This is a genomic window from Streptomyces sp. NPDC006602, assembly GCF_042870385.1.
Lineage (GTDB): Bacteria > Actinomycetota > Actinomycetes > Streptomycetales > Streptomycetaceae > Streptomyces.
In genome coordinates, this window is the sequence record NZ_JBIAHG010000015.1 from 35,637 (window position 1) to 53,316 (window position 17,680).

15 protein-coding genes, 1 pseudogene and 1 riboswitch are annotated in these 17,680 nt (G+C 71.4%); of the genes and pseudogenes, 7 read left to right on the top strand and 9 right to left on the bottom strand.

All coding sequences use genetic code 11. From position 1 onward, the window contains the following. Positions 1 to 27 precede the first annotated feature (27 nt). Positions 28 to 1,311: pseudogene (locus tag ACFYO2_RS30690) on the bottom strand (MFS transporter); the annotation flags it as partial. 8 nt (positions 1,312 to 1,319) lie between these two features. On the opposite strand from ACFYO2_RS30690, the gene ACFYO2_RS30695 reads away from it, so the two are divergent. Continuing rightward, positions 1,320 to 1,763 (top strand): winged helix-turn-helix transcriptional regulator, encoded by a 444-nt coding sequence (locus ACFYO2_RS30695; RefSeq protein ID WP_388355508.1) that lies wholly within the window; start codon positions 1,320 to 1,322, stop codon positions 1,761 to 1,763. Positions 1,764 to 1,801: 38 nt separating this feature from the next. Continuing rightward, positions 1,802 to 2,266 (top strand): VOC family protein, encoded by a 465-nt coding sequence (locus ACFYO2_RS30700; RefSeq protein ID WP_388355509.1) that lies wholly within the window; start codon positions 1,802 to 1,804, stop codon positions 2,264 to 2,266. Positions 2,267 to 2,299: 33 nt separating this feature from the next. Here ACFYO2_RS30700 and ACFYO2_RS30705 read toward each other — a convergent pair whose 3' ends face one another. Then, complete coding sequence (locus tag ACFYO2_RS30705) at positions 2,300 to 3,859, bottom strand: tetratricopeptide repeat protein (protein WP_388355510.1); 1,560 nt, start codon at positions 3,857 to 3,859, stop codon at positions 2,300 to 2,302. Positions 3,860 to 4,138: 279 nt separating this feature from the next. On the opposite strand from ACFYO2_RS30705, the gene ACFYO2_RS30710 reads away from it, so the two are divergent. From ACFYO2_RS30710 to ACFYO2_RS30720, 3 genes are all read left to right on the top strand, one after another. Then, positions 4,139 to 4,666, top strand: a complete 528-nt coding sequence (locus tag ACFYO2_RS30710; protein ID WP_388355511.1) for a DUF6668 family protein — start codon at positions 4,139 to 4,141, stop codon at positions 4,664 to 4,666. Further along, positions 4,663 to 5,946 (top strand): amidase, encoded by a 1,284-nt coding sequence (locus ACFYO2_RS30715; RefSeq protein ID WP_388355513.1) that lies wholly within the window; start codon positions 4,663 to 4,665, stop codon positions 5,944 to 5,946. Before ACFYO2_RS30710 ends, ACFYO2_RS30715 begins: the two co-directional genes overlap by 4 nt. A gap of 77 nt (positions 5,947 to 6,023) precedes the next feature. Further along, positions 6,024 to 6,608 carry a flavodoxin family protein gene (locus ACFYO2_RS30720; RefSeq protein ID WP_388355757.1) on the top strand — a complete coding sequence of 195 codons (585 nt, stop codon included), beginning with the start codon at positions 6,024 to 6,026 and terminating at the stop codon, positions 6,606 to 6,608. A gap of 61 nt (positions 6,609 to 6,669) precedes the next feature. Here ACFYO2_RS30720 and ACFYO2_RS30725 read toward each other — a convergent pair whose 3' ends face one another. The 5 genes from ACFYO2_RS30725 to ACFYO2_RS30745 form a co-directional block, all read right to left on the bottom strand. Beyond that, positions 6,670 to 7,542 (bottom strand): ABC transporter permease, encoded by an 873-nt coding sequence (locus tag ACFYO2_RS30725; RefSeq protein WP_388355515.1) that lies wholly within the window; start codon positions 7,540 to 7,542, stop codon positions 6,670 to 6,672. Next, the gene (locus ACFYO2_RS30730) at positions 7,529 to 8,509 is read right to left on the bottom strand and encodes an ABC transporter ATP-binding protein (protein ID WP_388355516.1); all 981 of its coding nucleotides are present in this window, start codon (positions 8,507 to 8,509) and stop codon (positions 7,529 to 7,531) included. The genes ACFYO2_RS30725 and ACFYO2_RS30730 overlap by 14 nt, the downstream gene beginning before the upstream one ends. A 10-nt stretch (positions 8,510 to 8,519) precedes the next feature. Next, complete coding sequence (locus ACFYO2_RS30735; RefSeq protein WP_388355518.1) at positions 8,520 to 9,752, bottom strand: outer membrane lipoprotein carrier protein LolA; 1,233 nt, start codon at positions 9,750 to 9,752, stop codon at positions 8,520 to 8,522. Positions 9,753 to 10,008: 256 nt separating this feature from the next. Then, entirely contained in the window at positions 10,009 to 10,923 is a 915-nt protein-coding gene (locus ACFYO2_RS30740) for a CHRD domain-containing protein (protein ID WP_388355519.1), read from the bottom strand. A gap of 290 nt (positions 10,924 to 11,213) precedes the next feature. Further along, positions 11,214 to 12,224: a polyprenyl synthetase family protein gene (locus ACFYO2_RS30745; protein ID WP_388355521.1), complete on the bottom strand. Its 1,011-nt coding sequence runs from the start codon at positions 12,222 to 12,224 to the stop codon at positions 11,214 to 11,216. A 246-nt stretch (positions 12,225 to 12,470) separates the two neighbouring features. Between ACFYO2_RS30745 and ACFYO2_RS30750 the strand changes: the two genes are divergently transcribed. Together ACFYO2_RS30750 and ACFYO2_RS30755 are read left to right on the top strand one after the other, a co-directional pair. Continuing rightward, a complete protein-coding gene (locus ACFYO2_RS30750; protein ID WP_388355523.1) occupies positions 12,471 to 14,489 on the top strand; it encodes a CocE/NonD family hydrolase in 2,019 nt (672 codons plus the stop codon). Between the two features lie 281 nt (positions 14,490 to 14,770). Next, a riboswitch (cyclic di-AMP (ydaO/yuaA leader) is annotated at positions 14,771 to 14,932 on the top strand. Between the two features lie 5 nt (positions 14,933 to 14,937). Next, positions 14,938 to 15,699 (top strand): transglycosylase SLT domain-containing protein, encoded by a 762-nt coding sequence (locus ACFYO2_RS30755; protein WP_388355524.1) that lies wholly within the window; start codon positions 14,938 to 14,940, stop codon positions 15,697 to 15,699. On the opposite strand, the gene ACFYO2_RS30760 is transcribed toward ACFYO2_RS30755, so the two are convergent. Further along, complete coding sequence (locus ACFYO2_RS30760) at positions 15,663 to 16,535, bottom strand: HAD family hydrolase (RefSeq protein WP_388355526.1); 873 nt, start codon at positions 16,533 to 16,535, stop codon at positions 15,663 to 15,665. The genes ACFYO2_RS30755 and ACFYO2_RS30760 overlap by 37 nt on opposite strands. A gap of 103 nt (positions 16,536 to 16,638) precedes the next feature. Then, positions 16,639 to 17,667: a LacI family DNA-binding transcriptional regulator gene (locus tag ACFYO2_RS30765; RefSeq protein WP_388355528.1), complete on the bottom strand. Its 1,029-nt coding sequence runs from the start codon at positions 17,665 to 17,667 to the stop codon at positions 16,639 to 16,641. Positions 17,668 to 17,680: the final 13 nt, after the last annotated feature.

Sequence of the window (17,680 nt, forward strand, 5' to 3'; positions counted from 1 at the left end):
CGTCACCGCCGAGATCCCGATCGCCGAGCCGAACTGCGTTGCGGTGTGCAGCAGCCCGCTCGCCAGCCCCTGCTCGGACTCGACGACCCCGTCCGTCGCCGCGATCGCCAACGGCCCGTACGCCAGCGCGAAGGCCGTGCCCGCGATGATCAGCGTCGGGAACATCGCGGCGTACGGCCAGTCCATGCCGACCGGCAGGAACAGCCCGTACGCGACGACCGCCAGCGCGAATCCGCCCAGGATCACGCGGGTGTTGCCGAAGCGGGCGACCAGTCTCGGGGTGAGGGTCGGGGCCAGCACCGCGTCACATCCCATGATGACCAGAGCGATCGCCGTCTGGAGCGACGACCAGCCGCGCAGCTCCTGCAGGTACAGCGTCACCACGAACTGGAAGCCGAAGAAGGCCCCGACGAAGAGCAACGCGCCGAGGTCCGCGCGGACGACCGAGCCCGTGCGCAGGATGCCGAGCCGGACCAGCGGGTCGGCCGTCCGGCGCTCGGCGACGACGAAGGCCACGGCCAGGAGCACCGCCGCGAGGGCCGCGGCCGCGGTCCACCGCCATCCGTCCACACCGTGTTCCAGTCGTACGACGGCGTAGGCGGCCAGCAGCATCGCGCCGGCGGCGGTGATCGCGCCGGGGAGGTCGAAGCCGCGACGCCGCCCGGGCGGGGCGTCCTGCGTCGGGACCAGTCGTACGGCCGCCACCAGCAGCGCGCCCGCCAGCAGTACCGGCGCGAAGAACACCCAGCGCCAGCCGAGTTGGGTGAGCAGGCCGCCGATGACGAGGCCGAGCGAGAAGCCGCCTGCCGCGGTGCCGGCGAACACCAGCAGGGCCTTGTCGCGCCGCGGGCCCTCCTCGTACGAGGTGGTGATCAGGGACATCGCGGCCGGCGTCATGAACGCGGCGGACACCCCGGTCACGAAGCGGGCGACGACCAGCATCCAGCCCTCGGTGGCGAAGCCGCCGAGCCCGGAGAAGAGCAGGAAGACGATCAGCCAGGTCAGGAACATCCGGCGGCGGCCGAGCAGGTCCGCGGCCCGGCCGCCGAGCAGGGTGAAACCGGCGTACCCGAGGACGTAGGCGCTCATCACCCAGGCCGCGGTGCCGGTCGTCAGGCCGAGGTCGGATCTGATCGACGGGATCGCGACCGCCATCATCGCGACGTCGATGCCCTCGAGGAAGATCGTTCCGCAGAGGACGAGTAACAGCGCCCACGCGCGCGTGCCCATGGCAGTACTCCACAAGATAGGGGCGGTTACGGCGGTGAGGGTCGGTTCCCTCTTGTAACCGACTTCAGCCTGCGGCAGCATCGGCAGACATGGAAGAAGGCACTTCGAAGTCACCGAGTAACTGCGCGGGCACCGTGGACTACGGCGACGCCGACCCCTTCCAGTGGGACACCCGGGAGGACTGCCAGGTGCGGCAGATCCTCGACCGGGTGGCCGACAAGTGGTCGCTGCTGGTCATCGCGCTGCTGGAGCACCGGCGGCTCAGGTTCACCGAGCTGCGTCGGGAGATCGACGGGATCAGCCAGCGGATGCTGACCGTGACCCTGCGCTCGCTGGAGCGGGACGGGCTGGTGAAGCGGACGGTGTATCCGGTGGTGCCGCCGCGGGTGGAGTACGAGCTGACGCCGCTGGGCGGGACCCTGCACGCCACGATCCAGTCCCTGGTGAAGTGGACCGAGGCGCACCAGGAGGAGATCGCGGTGGCGCGGGCCGCGTACGACGTGCGGGAGACGGCGGCCGCGTCCCTTCAGTGACCCGGCACTGTCAGACCCGGCCGCTATAACTGGTGGGTATGACGCAGACACCCGCACCCGTGCACTGGAAGCTCGTCATCGACGCCGGTGACCCGCACGCGCAGGCCGACTTCTGGGCAGCCGCGCTCAACTACCAGGTGGAGGACAACAACGGGCTCATCCAGCGGTTGCTGGAGCTCGGCGCCCTGCCGCGCGAGGCCACCGTCGAGTACCGCGCCCGCCTCGCCTTCCGGGACCTGATCGCCGTGCGGCATCCTGACGACCCGTACGAGGAGGACAGCGGGACCGGGCTGGGGCGGCGGCTGCTGTTCCAGCGGGTGCCGGAGGCGAAGACGGGCAAGAACCGGCTCCATCTCGACCTGCATCCCGGCGAGGGGCGGCGCGCCGCCGAGGTGGAGCGGCTGACGGGGCTCGGGGCGAGTGTGCTGCGGGAGGTGAAGGAGCCGTCGGGCGAGTGGGTGGTGATGGCGGATCCGGAGGGGAACGAGTTCTGCGTGCACTGAGCGCGGCGCTGTCGTTGCATGAAGGCCGACGCCTCAGCGGGCGCTCTGGGCGCGCTCGGTGAGGCGGCCCATGCGGGCGCGGGCCTTGTCCAACTGCTCGATGTCGTCGGCGGCGGGGCCCTGTTCGGCCGTGAGCTCGGTCCACAGGCCGATCAGCGCGTGGCCCAGTTCCAGGCCCAGCAGCGGGTCGCGTACGGCACGCCAGGCGGTGAACGCGCTCTGGATGTTGCCGTACGCGGCCTCCGCGTCCCGCGTGTGGCGGCGGACGTGGGCGACGTCGAGGGAGAGCTGGAAGGAGCGGACCGGGTCGCCCGCCAAGTAGGCGATGTACGCGGCCAGTTCGCGCAGGTGCAGCACCTCGGGGTGCTCAGGCCCCAGCGCCCCGGACGCCTGCGCCAGCGTCCGGTCCGCCAACTCCGCCGCCGTGTCCGTCCGCCCCGCCTTCACGGCCTCGTTGATCCGCGCCAACGGCTCCGCGAGCAGCGGGGGCGCGGCGACCGTCGGATCGTCCCCGAGCACGGCTTCGGCGACGGCGTCGAAGCCGCGGGGTGGAGTGGGCTTGGGGTCGGGGGCACGGTCCGGGTCGAGGGCGAGGTCAGCGAGCGAGGGGTGCGCTGGTGGGATGGGCTGCGCGGGTGGGGTGGGCCGTACCGGCGGGGCAGGCGGCCCGGGCAGGGGAGACTGGGCGCCGCGGGCAGTCTCTGCGGGCTCCGGCCTCGCGTCCATCACGGGGGGCGGGCCGAACTCGCCGGTCGGCGGGGCGACCGTGCCGGGGGCGTGGCCGGAGGGCTGCTCCGGGAGCACGCGGAGGGTGAAGGTCTGTGGGGAGTACCCGATCGGCGGTGCCGCACCGGCCGGGGACGAATCACCGGCCGGTGACGGCTCACCAGCCCCGGTCGACTCACCGATCTGGGACGAGTCACCGGCCGGGGGCGGAAACGCGGGGGCCGCGTCGGCCGGCGGCTCGGGCTCGGCAGCCCCGGCCGGGGGCGAGCCGGTGCCCGCCTCGTCGGCCGGCTGCGCATCCGGCACCGCCCGCGTCCGGAACGTGGGGACCGCGTCCCGCACGGGCTCGCCGACCGGCCGTGGAAGGTCCGTGGGCAGATCTCGCCGGGGCTGCTGCGGCTCTGCGGCGGGTGCGAGGTCGTCGGAGGAGGTCGGCATGCCGGGTGGCAGCGGCGGCGGCGCGGACACCCCCGGCTCCGATGCCGGGGTCCGCGTTCCCGAGTGCTCGGGAGCGGCCCCCGTGGAAGACCCCCGCTCCACGGGCGGAGCCATCGGGACCGGGTCGGAGGTGAAGCGGCTTGCGCCGTCCGGGTCCACCTGGAGGGGGACGACGTAGCCGATGCGCTCGTCGTGGATGGTGGCCTGGACGGCGTGCCCGGTGGTGGCGGCGAGGTGGTGGAGGTGGGTGAGGACGGCCTGTTGGACCTCCTCGCCGGGGGCCGCGACGACCCGTACGTCACCGACCCACGCCGCGCCCGCGCCCGGACCGGACGCCGGGACATGGACGTCGATCGGCGCCGCCGCGGGGGTGTCCGGGTGCGCTGCGCGCTGTTGGTCCCGCTTCTTGTCGCGGCTGAGTCGAGCCATCGGTTCCCTCACTCGGATGTGTCGGGCAGTCGCCGGACAACGCGTTCGGGTTCCATGGTGCTCCCTCCCGCGTCGGGCTTCCGCACCCTCAGCGCATGATCCGGTCGTACACGTACTGTCGAGTCTCTCCGCTCCCTCGCGGTTCTCACGTCACTGCGACGTCACAGACTCGTTCCAGGAACTCATGCCTCGTCAGGACGCGTTCCGGATGCCGTGCGTGTCGCCGGGTAGCAAGGATTTGTCGGGGGTGTCGGGGCTGGTGAGGGAGGACCCGGGGGCATGCGGGCGGACGTACGGACCGAGAGGCGGCAGGGGCCCGAGATCTGGCTCCGCGCGCCGGTGGGCGGACTGGAGGGCGAGTCGCCGGAGGCAGCCCACGGCTCTGCCGGCTTCCGGCGCCACTCCTTCGTCGGCACGCACGGCGGGGCCGGCACCTCCACCCTCGCCAGGGTCTACGGCGGCCACGACTGCGGACGCGACTGGCCGGGCCCCGCCGACCCTCGGTCGGTCCTGCTCGTCGCCCGTACCCACGCGGCCGGACTCGGCGCCGCGCTGCACACCCTGGAACTCTTCCGGCACGGCGAGGCTCCGCCCGGCCTCGAAGTCCACGCGGTCGTCCTGGTCGCGGACGCTCCCGGCCGGCTGCCGCGCCCGCTCGCCCAGCGGATCAAGGTGATCGACTCGGCGATCCCCGTGCACCGCGTGCCCTGGGTGCCGGCCTGGCGCCTGGGCGACCTGAGCGGGACGCCGCCCAGGGAGACCGAGGCACTGGCCGGCCTGACTGGGGCGGCGGGACGGTCGCGTTGAACGGACGTCCCCTCCCCCTCCCCTCCGATTTCGCCGCGCTCTCGGCGGAGGAGACCGCCGCCGCCGTACGGTCGCGGGCGCTGTCCGCGGTCGACGTGGTCGCGGCGGCGCTGGAGCGGATCGGGCGGGTGGACCGGGAGCTGTGCGCGTTCGTCGAGGTGTGGGGTGAGGAAGCGCTGCGGCGGGCAGCTGAGGTGGACGCACGGGTCGCGGCGGGTGAGGGGCCGCTCCCCGGAGGTCCGCTGGCCGGGGTGCCGATCGGGGTGAAGGGCCGGCACGGGCTGCGTACGGCGGCTCCGCTGCTGGCGGCCGGGTGCGTGGCGGTGGGTGCGACGGCCGTACCCGGCCCCGGAACTCCCTGGCAGACCTGGGGACTTGGCGCCCATGGCCGTACCGTCAACCCGTGGCGGGCCGACCGTACGCCGGGCGGCTCCTCGGCCGGGTCGGCCGCCGCGGTGGCCGCCGGACTGGTGCCGCTCGCGACCGGGAGCGACGGAGCGGGGTCGGTACGGATCCCGGCGGCCTGGTGCGGTGTGGTGGGACTGAAGGTCACGAACGGACGGCTGCCGACGACCGACCGTACGGGTCTCACGGCTCCCGGGGTGCTCACCCGGTGCACGGCGGACGCGGCAGCCTACTGGCGGGTGGTGTCGGGGGATCCGCTTGTGCCGGCGGACACGGCAGTATCGGGAGACACAGCGGTACTGGGGGACACAGCGGTACCGGGGGACACGGCCGTATCGCGGGACGCGACCGTATCGGCCAGCTCGCCGTCTCCTGCTGCCGTCTGGTCGGCCGACCTCGGTTTCGCCCCCGGCCCCGATCCGGACGTTGCGGAGATCGCGGAGATCGCCCACGCTGCCGCCCTACGCCTCGCGGAAGTCGGCGCCCTCCGGCTCATACGGCCCTCCGTGCCTCTCCGCCTCGAAGACCCCGCCCCCGCCTGGCTCGCCCTCCGGTCACCCGGCGCGGACCTGGCCTCCGCCCACCGCACCCGCGCGGCGAACGACAGTCGTCTGGCCGCCCTCTTCACCGACGCGGAGTTGCTGCTGACGCCGACGACCCCCAATCCGCCGCACGGCCACGAAGGCCCCGGCGACCGCTACTCCACCGCCCTGACCTGGGCGTTCAACCTGAGCGGGCATCCGGCGGTCAGTATCCCGGCGGGGTTCGGCCGCGACGGGTGTCCGGTCGGGCTCCAGATCGTGGCGCCGCACGGACGGGAGGACCTGCTGCTCCGGACCATCGACGTTGCCCCTTTTGCTTGCACGAACATATAATGCAGACGCGTGCAATCGCAGGAGCATGCAATCGCACGGGCATGAATAGTCGTTATGCCGACCACCAGGGGGACCCCATGACCCGCCGCTTCCTCTTCGTCCTGGGCAGCAGCCGCACCGAGAGCAACAGCGAGATGCTGGCCCGCGGGGCCGCCGAGCAGCTCCCCGCGGACGTCGAGCAGGAGTGGATCAGCCTCGCCGATCATCCATTGCCCGACTTCGTGGACCTGCGGCACGACAGTGACCACCTCCGCCCGACGGAGGGCAGTGCGGCGCTGCTGCTCGACGCGACGCTCGCGGCGACGGACATCGTGATCGTGTCGCCGCTGTACTGGTACTCGGTCTCCGCTCCGGTCAAGCGCTACCTGGACCACTGGTCGGGCTGGCTGCGCACCCCGGACGTGGACTTCAAGGCCACGCTGGCCGGGCGCACGCTGTGGGGCGTCACCGTGCTCGCGCACGCGGAGGAGGAGGTCGCCGACCCGCTGGTCGGCACACTCAGCAACTCGGCGGCGTACATGGGGATGCGCTTCGGCGGGGTGCTGCTCGGCAACGGCAGCAAGCCCGGTGACGTACTGAAGGACACCGAGGCGCTGGCCCGCGCCAAGACGTTCTTCGCGGGTGAGGCGCCGCTCGCACGCTTTCCGTACGAGACGGAGTGACGGCCACAAGACGCCGTAAGACCCGTGACGACCAGTGACGACCAGCAACAACACGTAACGACTACGAGGCGATGTCCTTCGTCGTGAACCGCGCCCAGGCCGCCGAACCGAACACCGCCGCGTACAGCGCCTGAAGGCCGAGATTCTTCACCAGGTCGTCCCAGTAGATGGGCTCGCGCATGAGGTCGGCGAAGGACAGCCAGTAGTGGGAGAAGAAGTACGGCTGGATGGCGTGCAGTTGGGGGATCTGGTCGAGGATCTGGATGGTGATCAGCAGGCCGACCGTGGTCGCCATCGCGGCGATGCCGCTGTTGGTGAGGGTCGAGACGAACAGGCCGAGGGCCGCCATGCCCACCAGTGACGCGGCGACGGCCAGGGCGATCAGCAGGGCCCTGCCCAGGCCCTCGGCGAAGCTGATCTGCGTGCCGGAGATGGTCGTCAGGTCGCCCAGGGGGAAGAGCAGTGCCCCGACCGTCAGGGCCGAGGCGGCGACCACGAGGGTGGCCAGCAGGCAGAAGGCCAGCACGGTCGCGTACTTGGTGAGCAGCAGGCGGGTGCGGCCGGCGGGGGCGACCAGGAGGTAGCGCAGGGTGCCCGCGCTGGCCTCGCCGGCGATCGAGTCGCCCGCGATGACGCCGATGGCCATCGGCAGGAAGAAGGGGAGCGTCGCGGCGAGCGCGGTGAAGACCAGGAACAGGCCGTTGTTGGTGATCTGCGAGATGAACGCCGGACCCCCGCCGCCGCCTCCGCCGCCGGACCCCGATCCGTCGCTGGTCTCTATCTTCACGGCGATCCCGACCAGGATCGGCACCGCCGCCAGCACGCCCAGCAGGGCGAGGGTGCGCCAGCGGCGGAAGGTGGTCCACATTTCGTTGCGGAGGAACCCGAAGGTCCACAGGACGCTCGGCGCACGTACCGCTTCAGCCTGCGACATCGAACCCCTCCCCCGTCAGGGCCACGAACGCGTCCTCCAGCGAGGCCCGTTCGACGCCGAAGCCGCGGACGCGGACGCCCGCCGTCACCAACGCGGCGTTCACGTCGGCCAGGTCGCGGTCCTGGGGCGGCTCGGCGCTCACCCGGTCATCGGCGATGACCACGTCGGCCGCGCCCTGCTCCTTCAGTGTCCGGGCCGCGTCCGCCGGGTCGGGGGTCGTCACGACCAGCCGACCGCGCGTGCCCGCCGCCAGGTCGGCCACCGGGCCCTGGGTGATCAGGCGGCCCTGGGCCATCACCGCCGCGTGCGTACAGACCTGCTCGATCTCGTCGAGGAGGTGGGAGGAGAGGAAGACGGTCGTGCCGTCCGAGGCCAACTCCCGGATGAGGGACCGGATCTCGCGCATGCCCTGCGGGTCGAGCCCGTTGGTCGGCTCGTCGAGGACGAGGAGCTTGCGCGGCTGGAGGAGCGCGGCGGCGAGGCCGAGTCGCTGCTTCATGCCCAGCGAGTACGCCTTCGCCTTCTTGCCCGCTGCCGCCGCGAGGCCGACCCGGTCCAGCGCCGCCGCGACGCGGGGGCGCCGGCTGCGCGGGTCGGCGGTCGGGTCGGCGGAGTCGTAGCGGAGCAGGTTGTCGCGGCCGGAGAGGTGGCCGTACAGGGCGGGGCCCTCGATGAGCGCGCCCACGTGCGGGAGCACCGCGCGCGCGGAACGCGGCATGGGCCGGTCCAGGACGCGGGCCGATCCCGACGTGGGCTCGATGAGGCCCATCAGCATGCGGATGGTGGTGGTCTTGCCGGAGCCGTTCGGACCGAGGAAGCCGAAGACGCTGCCCGCCGGGACGGTCAGGTCGAGACCGTCGACGGCGAGCTGCCCGCCCCGGTAGCGCTTGGTGAGCGCGCGGGTGACGATGACGCCGTCACCCGCGTGCTGCTCCCGTTCCGGCTCCGTGGCCGGCGTTTCGCTCATGGCTGCCTTACTACCCGGCGTTCGCGGCCTTCACCAGGGCGTCCTTGCTGACCGCACCGACGTAGACCTTGCCGTCGTCGGTCATCAGCGCGTTGACCAGGCGGGTCGAGAAGACCGTCCCCGAGCCGAACTTGCCGGTCACCTTGTCGCCGAGGGAGTCGAGGAAGCCGCCGATGTCGCCGCCGGCCTCGGAGCCGGAGGGCATGCCCTCGCCGCCGGTGTCGAAGGTCGCGACGGAGTTCCAGCCCTCGCCGATGACCTTGAGACCGTCGAGGCCCTTGCCGAGGTCCTCCTCGGGCTTGGCGCCCGCGCCCTCGTGCTTGCCGTGCCCATCGTGCGCGCTCTTCTCGCCGTGCTCGATGGTCTCGCCCTCGGTGACCTTCGCGCCCTTGGGCGGCGTGAAGTCGAAGGTGGACGCGGCCGGCTTGGCGAAGCTGACCTGGGTGAAGCCGGCGTCGATGACGGCGGCGCCGCCGCTCGACGGGGTCAGCGTGAACTTGAGCGGCAGCCCGGTCTTCGAGTCGACGGCCACGGTGATCTGGCCGACCGTCGACCCGGAGTCCTTGGGCTTGATGACGAGCCGGTAGGCGTCGCGGCCCGCGACCTGCGCGGTGCCGTCGACGGTCACGGAGGTGGTGTCGTCGACCGCCTTCAGGGCCTCCTCGGTCATGTCCTTGGGCGTGGCCGGGACGTCCTGCTCCTTCTCGGCCGCCGCGCTGTCGGAGGCGGTGGCGTGGTAGACCTCGTTGGACTTGCTGTCGTAGCCCCAGACGTCCTTGCCGTCGTGGATCACGCTGTACTCGGAGCCGCTCTCCAGCAGCGACAGCTTCTGCCGGTCGGGGCCGTCGGCCGCGACCCGCAGGGTGTGCGTGCCGGACGCGAGCTCGGTGAGCTTGGTGGACGGGTCGGCGGAGGAGCCGCCGTCACCCGAGTCCATGGCGCCGGAGGTCAGGCTGCTCTCCAGACCGCCGAGGTCGGGCAGTCCGAGATCCGTGCTGATCCGCACCGTGCCGGAGAGCTGCTCCACGTCCGAAGCGGCGATCTTCTCGATGAGTGCCTGTGCGCTGATCTTCGGCAGGTCGGGGTCGCCGGAGTCGGCGAGCGCCGGGACGAGCCCGATGGTCGCCGCCGCCACCCCCACCACCGCGACCGGGACGACGTACCGTGCGGCCCTGCGGCGCCCCGCGTGCCGGTCGTCGGCCTCCGCGGCGGTCGTGCTGTCGTCGGTTTCGAACGGTGCCATGTGTGCCTTACCTCCGTCGTCGGCGGCGGCTGGTCCAACTCCCGTAAGTCCACCCCGTAGCCGCCATTCTCACCCGAATCGGTGAGGAGTGGTGTTTTCCGTGTGTCCATCTGACCAAATCGGCCAGGAGGATTCGTCAACCCGCGGGCTCAACTCCACGTACACCTGGGGTATGACACACGGAGGCGGCGCCTCCCCCGACCCGTAGGGGTCGGGGTGGAGACGCCGCCGTGTGCGGTCGTCCGCGGTCGGTGCCTCAGCCCCGCAGGAACACGTAGTCCGCCTGATACGGCACGCCGACGATCGTGCCCGGCGTGCAGGTACCGGCCGGGGCGACGCCACCGACGGTGTTGAGCCGCAGGATCTCCGTGGCGTCGGCGAGCAGGCCGTGGTGCTTGCCGGATCGGGTCGCCTTGAGGTCCAGCTCGGGGATGTTGCCGTTCCCGTTCGGGGTCCTGGAGAGGACCGCCCCCGTGACCGCGCTGCGGTCGGGCGCGATCCACTGCGGCGTACCGGAGTTGGGCTGCACGAAGGAGTGCGCGATGCCGCCGGCGAGCACGGCGCTGACGTCCCGCTGGGCGAAGGCGTACCCGCCGCCCTCGGCCGGCTTGCACTCGTAGATCTGCTTGCCCTTGAGGACGGACGCCTGGAAGTTGTGCAGGGCGTCGCGGAAGTCGAAGGCGGCGACCGTGACCTTGTGGAGCCGGCCACGGACGGCTCCGCCGGGGAACTCGGCGGTGTGCAGGTTGACGTAGAAGGAGCCCGGGTCGGTCGTGAGGGCGTCGAGCAGTGCCGCGTCCCCGACCTTGACGGTTCCGGTGACGGTACGGCCCTTGCGGTTGCTGTCGAGCAGATCGGTGAAGTCGACCTTGATGCCGCCGTTGGTGCCCATGGCGCCCTGGTGGAGGTGGAGGGCGGTCGGTTTGCCGGTACCGCGCCACTTGACGGCGACGGAGACCTTGTCGCCCTGGACCTTGACGAACTGGAGCGCGGCGCCGTCCTTGTCGCCGACGGCGGGGCCGCCATCCACCGGCACCTCGTTGGCGCCTCGGAGGCTGGCGGCGAGGACAGTGCCGCCGCTGTCGCCTCCGGAGGCGGAGGCGGGGGTCGCTGTGGCGGCGATGCCACCGGCGGCCACCGCGACGGCGGCGACGATCGCGTTGATGCGCATGATGTCGTTTCTCCCCGTAGAGGACTTCTGCGCAGGTATACGGGCTGATCTCCGTTACGACTCGGACCAGAAATGTGACCTGCATCACGCCCGCTCTGCGGGCGTGTGGGGCGCGTCGCTGGGGGCTCCGCCCACCCAGGCCCGGTCCCCCTCAGCCCGTCCGGCGTTTGAGGACGAGGCCCGTTCAGGGCCGAAGGGGGGTCCGGGGGCGCAGCCCCCAGGGACGATGGGGGTCCCCCCGCTCGAGCGGAGCCGAGAGTGGGGGAGGGAAGGGGCGGCGGGGGCGAGAATCAGCCCGCCCGATGCACCACGGCGTCGCACAGCTCCATCAGCGCGGCCTTCGCGTCGCACTCCCGCAGCGGAGCCAACGCCGCCCGCGCGTCCTTCGCGTACCGCACGGTGTCCCGTCGCGCCTGCTCCAGCGCGGGATGCGCCCGCAGACCCGCCAGCGCCTCGGCGTGCCGCGCGTCGTCGGTCAGGTCGGAGTCCAGGAGCTCGCACAGCGCGATGTCCTCGGCCAGCCCCAGCCGCTCCGCCCGCTCGCGCAGCCGCAGGACCGGCAGGGTCGGGATGCCCTCACGCAGATCCGTCCCCGGGGTCTTCCCGGACTCGTGGGAGTCGGAGGCGATGTCCAGGACGTCGTCAGCGAGCTGGAAGGCGACGCCGAGCCGCTCGCCGTACTGGGTGAGCACGTCGACGACCGTCTCGTCGGCGCCGGACATCATCGCCCCGAAGCGGCACGCCACCGCCACCAGCGATCCCGTCTTGCCGCCGAGGACGTCGAGGTAGTGCTCGACCGGGTCACGGCCGTCCGTCGGGCCGGCGGTCTCCAGGATCTGACCGGTCACGAGCCGTTCGAACGCCTCCGCCTGGACCCGGACCGCCTCGGGCCCGAGGTCGGCCAGGATGTGCGAGGCGCGCGCGAACAGGAAGTCACCGGTGAGGACCGCGACGGAGTTGCCCCAGCGGGCATTCGCGCTGGCGACCCCGCGCCGCACCTCGGCCTCGTCCATCACGTCGTCGTGGTACAGCGTCGCCAGGTGGGTCAGCTCCACGACCACGGCCGACGGCACGATGCCCGGCGCATAGGGGTCCCCGAACTGGGCAGCGAGCATCACGAGCAGCGGCCGGAACCGCTTTCCACCCGCCCGCACCAGATGCTGGGCGGCCTCCGTGATGAAGGGCACCTCACTCTTGGTGGCTTCGAGCAGTCCCTCCTCGACAGCCGCCAATCCGGCCTGGACATCGGCTTCCAGAGCCTGGTCCCGCACGCTCAGCCCGAACGGCCCGACGACGGTCACGAGGGATCTCCTGTCTGCTGTGTCTACTGGCGCTTACACGGTTTGTCGATAGGTCGCTGCCATCACTCAAGTCAGCGTATCCGGTCACGTTTCGATCACCGATAGCGCCCGCCCGTCCAGGTCGGGCGGTATCGGATCACGCCGGGTATGTTTTTGATCACTTGAAAAGAACGGATATCTATCGACTTACATGGAAGTAGTGGAAATCTCCGACCCGCGATCCACTGAACTCACGGGGTCACGCTCATGCACATCCGTACGACCTTCCCCTACGAGACGACCCACGAGGACCTCCGTATCCCGCTCCCGGACGGAACCCTCCTCTACGCGCGCGTGTGGCGCCCCCTGACGGAGGAACCGGTACCCGCGATCCTCGAATACCTTCCTTACCGCCTGACCGACTGGACCGCACCCCGCGACTGGCAACGCCATCCCTGGTACGCGGGCCACGGTTACGCCTCCGTACGAGTGGACGTGCGCGGACACGGCAACAGCGAGGGCATGCCGGGCGACGAGTACCCGGCGACCGAGCCGGCCGACGGTGTCGAGGTCGTCCGATGGCTCGCATCGCAACCCTGGTGCGACGGGAAGATCGGCATGTTCGGCATCTCCTGGGGCGGCTTCAACTCCCTCCGGATCGCGGCCCTCGCACCCGAGCCGCTGAAAGCGGTCGTCACGGTCTGCTCGACCGACGACCCCTATGACAACGACGCGCACTACATGGGAGGTTCCGTCCTGGCGGTGGACATGCACGCCTGGGCGGCCACCATGCTGGCCTTCGCCTCCCGCCCGCCGGACCCGCGGTACGTCGGCGAGACCTGGCGGGACATGTGGCTCAAGCGTCTGGAGGAGATCGATCCCCTCATCCACACCTGGCTGGACCACCAGACCCGGGACCGCTACTGGAGCCACGGCAGCGTCCGCGAGGACTACGACGCGATCGACGCCGGCGTCCTCGCGGTCGGCGGCTGGCACGACCCGTACCGTGACACGGTCCTGCGCCTCGTCGAGCACCTCCCGGCCGACCGGGTCCGTGGCCTGATCGGCCCCTGGTCCCACCAGTACCCCGATCACGGCCGGCCGCCCGGCCCGGCGATCGGCTTCCTCCAGGAGACCCTGCGCTGGTGGGACCACTGGCTGAAGGGGGTCGACTCCGGCGCGATGCGCGAGCCCCTGCTCCGTGCCTACGTCAGCGACTCCCATCCCCCGGCCACGGTCTACGACGCCCTGCCCGGCCGCTGGGTCGGCGAGCCGGCCTGGCCCTCCCCCAACGTCTCCCCGGTCTCGCACGTCCTTCAGGGCGCCCCTCTCCTCGTCCGCTCCCCGCAGCACACGGGCGTCGACGCCGGCCGCTTCCTCCCTCTCGGGAACGACACCGACCTGCCGCCCGACCAGCGGGAGGAGGACGCGCGGTCGGTGTCGTTCGAGTTCGAAGCCGACGAGGAGACCTGGGTGTTGGGGCGGCCGAAGGTACGACTCAGGCTGACCTCCGAGGTGCCGCGCGGCCAGGTGATCGCCCGGGTGTGTGACGTCGCCCCCGACGGCTCCTCGACCCTGGTCACCCGGGGTGTGCTGAACCTGTCGGCGCGGCAGGGTCCGGACCGGGTCGTGCCGTGGGAGCCGGGTACCACGCAGGACGTCGAGTTCGAGCTGAACGGCATCGGCCACGCCTTCCCGGCCGGCCACCGGGTCCGGCTCGCCGTCTCCTCCGCGTACTGGCCGTGGATCTGGCCGCAGCCCGACTCGGCGGCGGGCTTCACCCTGGACCCGGCGGGCTGCTTCCTCGAACTCCCGGTCAGGACAAGGGAATCCGACTCCGGCATCATCTTCGAGGAGCCCGAGCAGTCCGAGCCCCTCGCCATGACCCGCGGCGTGGCCGCTGACGGATGGAGCCCCGTCACGCTCGACGAACCCCGCCCCGAGCGGCTGGTCGTCCGCGATGTGGCCAAGGGCGAGTGGCGGCTGGAGGTGGATCCGCGATACGGCGGCACCCGGGTGTACCCCGACGGTCTGGAGTTCACCGAGGACACTCTGGAGACGTACACGATCAACGAGTCCGACCCCTTGTCGGCCCGGGCCCGCTCGGACTGGACGATCGTGCTGCACCGACCGGAGCTCCCCTGGCGGGCGACGGTCCGTACCCGGTCGGAGCTCGGCTGTGACGGGACGGACTTCCTCACGTCCAACGAGGTGATCTGCACGGACGGCGACGAGGTCGTTTTTCACCGGACGTGGGAGAAGCGGATCCCACGGACGGCCGGTTGACTATGAGTTGGGCTCATTGCCCGATTTGACACCCTTGCGAACACACGTGAGTTGGGTCACTCGCGCCGCCCTCCGGCCTCGCCGCCACAGGCTCACTCCTCGCCTTGCCCGGTGCGCCAGTTGAGTCTTGGCAACCGCAAAGGATCAAGCGCCCCATATGCCTCAGGTCAAGGTCAACAGGGTGATGTGTGAATCCGCCACTTGTTACGGACATGTGCTCTCGCATACGTTCCGGGCCTGTCGGGCGGACGCCTAATCCTGCCGCCGCCCAACAGGACACCCATCGACCAACACCGCACGGCAGGAGCGGGGGACCCAGGTAAGTCGCCGCACCGGAGATCACGCCGGTGCGGCTGGGGGTTAAGTCGCGCCGTCCCCACGGCACGGCCGGGCAGCTCCCGCCCGAACCCGACAGCTCACCTCGTAGGCGCCGGAGAGGAACAGCGCCATGGCCGCACGAGGCAAGCACCGTCGTACCCGAACCAGCCCGCTCACCCGAGGCGTCGTCACAGCCGGAACAGGCGTCGCCGCCCTCGCCCTCCCGGTCCTGGGCGCGACCACCGCGAGCGCCGCACAGCCGGCCAAGGCCCCCGCCGCCGCGCAGGCCGCCGCGCAGGTCAAGTCCATCACGTACACCGCGGTCAAGGGCGACACGCTCTACGGCATCGCGGACAAGTACGACACCCCCGGCGGCTGGCGACAGCTCTACAAGGACAACCGCAAGGCCGTCGGCGACAACCCGAGGCTGATCCACCCGGGTCTCGAGCTGACGGTCAGGACGGCGAAGAAGGCGAGCACGTCCCGCAAGACGGCCGACAAGGCCTCGACGTCCACCAAGAAGGCCGCCCAGTCCGTCGCCAAGGCCACCCAGGCCTCCGCCAAGACGTACGCGAACAACCTCGACGGCTGGATCCGCGAATCGCTGGACATCATGGCGCAGAAGGGCATCCCCGGCTCGTACGACGGCATCTACCGCAACGTCATGCGCGAGTCGTCCGGCAACCCGCTGGCCATCAACAACTGGGACTCCAACGCGGCGGCGGGCACCCCGTCCAAGGGCCTGCTCCAGACCATCGACCCGACCTTCCAGGCGTACCACGTGGACGGCACCTCGTGGGACCCCTACAACCCCGTCGCGAACATCACCGCCGCCTGCAACTACGCCGCCGCGCGCTACGGTTCGATCGACAACGTCTTCGGCGCGTACTGAGTCGTGTACTGAGGCGCGTACCGAGGAACAACGGGGAACAGTCTCTCGAGGACGACGGCGATGCCGTCGTCCTCGTTGGACAGGGTGATCTCGTCGGCCACGGACTTGAGTTCGGGGTGGGCGTTGGCCATGGCGACGCCGTGGTCGGCCCAGTCGAACATGGGGATGTCGTTGGGCATGTCCCCGAAGGCGATGGTGTGTTCGGGCCCGAGTCCCAGATGGTCGGCGGCGAGCGCGAGCCCCGTCGCCTTGGTGATGCCGCATGGCTGGAGTTCGACGGTCCCGGGTCCCGACATGGTGACCGTGGCGAGGGAACCCACCACGGAACGGGCCGTCGCCGCCAACTCGTCGTCGGACAGGTCGGGATGACGCAGCAGCACCTTGCTGATGGGCTCGCACCACAGGTCGTCGCGCCGCCCGACCCGTACGGCGGGCAGGGTCGGGTGCGGCATCAGATAGCCCGGCTCGATGAGCGTGAGCCCGTCGACGCCGTCCTGGTCGACGGCCGCGTACACCAGCCCGATCTCGGCCTCGATCTTGCCGAGGGCGGTCTCGGCCAGCTCCCGGTCCAGGGTGACCGACCACAGCAGCCGGTCCGCGCCGGCGTCGTACACCTGCGCCCCCTGCCCGCACACCGCGAGGCCGGTGCTGCCCAGGTCGTCGAGGAGCGGCCGCACTCTGGGCGCCGGGCGGCCGGTCACCACCAGATGCCGCGCCCCGGCCGCCGCCACCCGCGCGAGCGCGGCGAGCGACCGGTCGGACAGCGTGTCGTCGGCTCGCAGCAGCGTTCCGTCCAGGTCCGTGGCGATGAGTGAATATGCGGTGGGAGCGGCCATGATCAGAGAATACGGATGGAACGCCGCATCGACTCGACGGGAACCGGACGGCTGCAGCCTTCACATGCGTTGACGCCTGCTCCGGTTACGGCGGCCGGCACGCTCAGGCGGAGTCCCGTACGACCAGTTCCGTCGGGAGAATCACTCCCGCCGTGTCCTCCCCCGCGATCTGCGCGAGCAGCATGCGGACCATCTCGGCGCTGATGCGGTCGTAGGGCTGGCGCATGGTGGTGAGGGCCGGCGTGATGGCGGTGGCCGCGGCCGAGTCGTCGAAGCCGCCGACAGCGATGTCATCGGGAACCGAACGCCCGGCCTGGTGCAGGGAGTTGACGACACCCTGGGCCATGAGGTCGGAGGCGACGAACACCGCGTCCATGTCGGGGGCCTGCGCCAGCAGCCGCCGGGCGGCCTGCTCGCCGCCGGTGCGGCGGTAGTCGCCCTCCACCACCAGGGCCGGGTCGTAGGGCAGGCCCGCCTCGGCCAGCACATCGCGGTAGCCCGCCAGGCGGTCGGTGCCGCCCGGGGTGTCGAGCGGCCCGGTGATCATGCCGATGCGTCGGCGGCCGCCGACGAGGAGGTGGCGGACCATCTCCTGGGCACCGTCGCGGTCGTCGGCCGCCACGTAGCTCACCTTGGAGCCGAGGCCCATCGGCTTGCCGCAGGCCACCAACGGGATGCCGGCGTCGCGCAGTTCGGCGGCGACCGGGTCCCCGCTGTGGCTGGAGACCAGCAGCACGCCGTCGACGTGGCCCGAGGTGATGTACCGGGTCAGCCGGCGCCGGTCGTCGTCGCTCGCCGCCAGCATGAGCAGCAGCGGGATGTCGTGCTGCGCGAGGCGCTCGGTGCAGCCCCGCAGCAGTACGTTGAAGTTGGGGTCCTCGAAGAACTTCTCCTGCGGCTCGGTCAGCAGGAAGGCCACCGAGTCCGAACGTCCCGTACTGAGGCTGCGTGCATGCCGGTTGACCACGTACCCGGTCTTCCTGATGGCGGCCTCGACGGCCCGGCGGGCGGCCGGGGACACGTAGTGGCCGCCGTTCAGGAAGCGGGAGACGGTGCCCCGTGACACGCCGGCCTCCCGCGCCACGTCGTGGATGGTGGGCGGTCGGCGGCGTCCGTTGGCGCTGGTGGTCATGTTCCTCGTTCGT